3 protein-coding genes are annotated in these 3898 nt (G+C 37.7%); all 3 read left to right on the plus strand.

Annotation, left to right across the window (positions count from 1 at the left end):
• Positions 1-2073: transglycosylase SLT domain-containing protein (locus AB1630_11010; GenBank protein MEW6104321.1), on the plus strand; the 2073-nt coding region annotated here is incomplete at its 5' end.
• Positions 2074-2113: 40 nt separating this feature from the next.
• Positions 2114-3670 (plus strand): hypothetical protein, encoded by a 1557-nt coding sequence (locus AB1630_11015; GenBank protein MEW6104322.1) that lies wholly within the window; start codon positions 2114-2116, stop codon positions 3668-3670.
• Positions 3667-3898 (plus strand): hypothetical protein (locus AB1630_11020; protein ID MEW6104323.1); only part of this gene is annotated, 232 nt, incomplete at its 3' end. The genes AB1630_11015 and AB1630_11020, both read left to right, overlap by 4 nt.

Genomic DNA, 3898 nt, shown 5'->3' on the forward strand with positions numbered 1-3898 from the left:
ACATTTCTTGGCGATGAAGCAAGGGGCAACTGGCAATTAAAGGTAGAAGACAGAGCAGGAGCAGACATTGGCAGTCTAAACCTCTGGAAGATAAAGGTTATTCCTGATAGTGGTGAGCAATGGACAACCGTAAACTATATCTGTGAGTCTTTTCATCCCTATTCTAATAATTACACCAATACCTGGGTAATCAACCATCCTGGGGCATCAAAGATGAAGGTTCATTTTGAAAAGATTGATTTAGAGCCTCGCTATGATTATCTTTATATTATGGATAAGAACAATCAAATAATTGCCACTTACAATAGTTATAATTTATTGGATGTCTGGTCTCCTATAGTCTCTGGCGATACAATAAAGGTAAAGCTAACCACTGACTATAGTGTCATTGCCTATGGATTTAAGGTAGATAAATACCAGGCAGTAAGTGGAAGCCCTCCTCCCCAGGATACTACACCACCGGCTCAGATAACCAATCTCTCTTGTTCTGAGATAACCCAAAGCTCTCTTAAGCTTACCTGGACCTCCCCGGGTGATGATGGAAATACAGGCCAGGCAACAGGGTATGATATTAGATATTCTACCAGCCAAATTAGCGAGGCAAACTGGCAAAATGCCACCTCTGTTCAAAATAAACCTTTTCCAGCCATCGCAGGAACCCAACAAAGCTTTGTTGTTTTAAACCTTAATCTGAATACCCTCTATTACTTTGCAATAAAAACCTACGATGAGAGAGGAAACACATCAGCCCTTTCAAACATTGCCCAAGGCCAAACCCAAGGACCAATAGATATTTCAATAGGTAGCCAAACTCAAGGAAGCATTTCTAATCGGCAATCTTTGTGGTATTGGCTCTATTTACCCCAAGAAACCCAAGTAAGGATAAGGTTAACAATGGATTCTCACATTGATTATGACCTCTTTGTTTACTCTGGAGACCAATCCTCTGCCGGTCCTCTTATTGCCCAGTCAACCTATGGAAGAGGAAGGCCAGATGAATGCACATTAACCAGAAGTGGCTACCTCTGGATAAAGGTATTTAATTACAGCTCTAGTGGGTCGGGGAATTATAGCCTGGAAATCGAGGGGATTAAGGTTCTCTTAGGTCTTACTCAACAGCTTTCTGCCTTACCTCATCCCAATAACACAAATCTGCTTATTATAGCCTCTGGAACAGTAGCAGGTGCTGTTAATGCCACATGGCAGGTAGGGGATGATTTTCCAGATAGAGTAATTGGAAGAATAGAAGGCAATGGGCTATTTAGAGCTATTGGAACAGGAAGTTGTCAGGTAAGGGCAAGTTATGGAAATAGAAATGGCTTAACAACTATAACAGTAATAAGACCAGCCAGATTAGGGAATACAAATAATCAATATGATGTTTTAATAATCAATGCCGCGAATGCCAATGGTATCCCACCCCAGTTGTTAAAGGCTCAGATACATCAGGAAAGCGGCGCTAACTTCAATCCGAATGCTTATAGGTATGAGCCGGATTATGATTATTTATATATTTCAGGGCCAGGCAATAACGATCTCTTTGAAAACCCGTATTTTCACTATAGGGTTGGAGGAAAACGGGTGGATGGGACAACATTTCCAAGTGGTGATAGATTACCTTCAAATTACCTTGAAATTACAAGGGTAAATTCTTCTCCAGATGTCAATGTGGAGAATACAAATCCAAACGACGGATTTGGACTATCTGCTTGGGAATTAGTTGATAATAACCCTAGGCAAAAGTGGAAGAGACCTCCTAATAATTTTACTGCCCAGTTAGTAATTGCAGCAAGTTATGGACTTTTACAGGTAATGTATCCAACGGCAGTAGATAGTGAATATGAAGGAGAACCCTATGGTTTATTTAATCCTCAAACAATTATTGGTTTTGGCTCAGGATATTTAAGAAGTCAGTGGAGAGATACAGGAAATTGGATGGAAGATTGGAATGGGGCTTTAGCAAGATATAATGCAGGTCCGAATGTTCAACAAAACCCTGATGGAACATGGCCTAATCAGAATTATATTAATGCTGTCCGAGCTTATGAAAGGGGGTATATGCCTCAGGAGTGATAACTATGGTTAAAAAAATTTTTAAAGGAGGAAAAACAAAATGAAAAAAAGAATCATAATTATATGTATGTCAATTATAAGCCAATATATTTTGGCAGAAGGGGAAAATATAGGTAGTCAAAGTGAAGGGGAAAAAGGAACTACTACTGTAATATCTGCTCAAGAACTCCGCAAACAAAAAATTCTTGATACAGTCGAAGCCTATTTCCCTACAGAATTAATAGAGAAAAAAAGAAAGTTGTTAGAAGAATCTTTTAAAAGACAAGGGGTTGCAGAAGATAAACTAAAAGAGAAAGTAGAGAAACGTCTAAAGCTCATCACAAAAAAAAGTTTTCAGGAAATAAATTTGGATCCTCTAAAAAAGAAAGGAAAAGATTCTGTTGCTCTTTCTGAAGAAAAAGAGATTGTTTGCATATACTCTGTTGGGGAAAGCAACAAATTGGTGATATTAAAGAAAGTAAAAGGAAGGTATATAAAACAATGGGAAACTGAAATTGGCGGCACTCGGTGTAGAGTAGAAGACATTAGGGATATTAATAATGATAGCCAAAAAGAGATAATTGTTACCTGTAATGTTGGGATGAGAATTGCTATGGCGATACATATATACAGTTGGAATGGAGTCTCAGGAAGCTTAATTACACCTTACCTTGTAGCTTCAAGTGGTTTCTACCCTCCCGATGACATCAAAGACCTTGATGGAGACAAAATTGACGAGATTATAGTTTCTCAGAATATTTCCGCTCTTGAAGGAGGTCCTGTTCCTGCAGGCACTCAGATAGAAACCTATAAATGGAATTTAAAAGAAAGGATGTATAAATTATGGAAAACAGAGAGGAAAAAGGGAGAAGGAACAAGTGAAGAGGAATGGAGGAAGATAGAGGAAAGGGATAGGGATTTTGAAGCATATTTAAGGAAACAAAGAGAGGAGGAATCAAAGATAACAATTCAATCTCTTCCTCAAGAAAAAATAAAGCCAGAACCAAAGAAAAGCCTAGAGGAAAGGCTGGAAGAATACAGAAAAAGCAATCCAGCAAAGACTGAATCAAGGATACAATTGCCCCAAGATAAATTTAGCAAAGAAGAATACCTTATCATAAGCAGGTTAAAAGAAGATGAAATAGTAGAGGTAAGTTTGGTATGTAGGGATAATCCAAATGAGCATATTCAGGAACTAACCCAGGTGGGTATAGAAATTATCAACACAACAGACAATAGAATAAAGATTAAAACCACAATAGAGGGATTAAACAAGATTGCTCCTTCTGACTGGATAGAAGCAATAGAAAAACAGGAGAGAAAAAGAAAAACAAGGGGTATCAAATCTATTGAAGAACCTATGGCTTACGAAGGGGATATAGAGGCGAATAAATACAAATTCAATGAGGATGTTTTATGGATGCTTAAGCTGGATGATTGTGATATAGTGAAAGTAAAAATATTTCCTGTAAGTGAAAGGTTAATTGAAAGACTTGAGGAAAGAGGGGTAAATATTATAGAAACTAAAGGAAAGGAAGTAACTGTAGAATGTAGCATAGGGATGTTAAAGGCAATAGCCACATTACAGGAGGTATGTGGAATTTCATCTGAGGAATGAAGAAAATAGATCTAATCTTTATCTTCCTGGCACTAATAAACAATGCTATCCAGGCATATAATGTCTTTCCCGATTCTAATAGCAATACATTAAACCTAAGAATAAGCAATACAAGCCCTGCTTTTAGTATCCCTAATGTTGTAATTACAAAGCAAGGTATGCCAAGCTTTATTACAAACTTTAGCCCAAATGCAATAACCATAGGAAACCTTGGAGCAAACCAATCTG

Source organism: bacterium, from assembly GCA_040753555.1.
Classification (GTDB): Bacteria; UBA9089; UBA9088; order UBA9088; family UBA9088; genus JBFLYE01.

Coding starts and splice junctions, on each gene's coding strand:
- AB1630_11015 (MEW6104322.1), top strand. CDS start 2,114: ATGAAAAAAAGAATCATAATTATATGTATGTCAATTATAAGCCAATAT.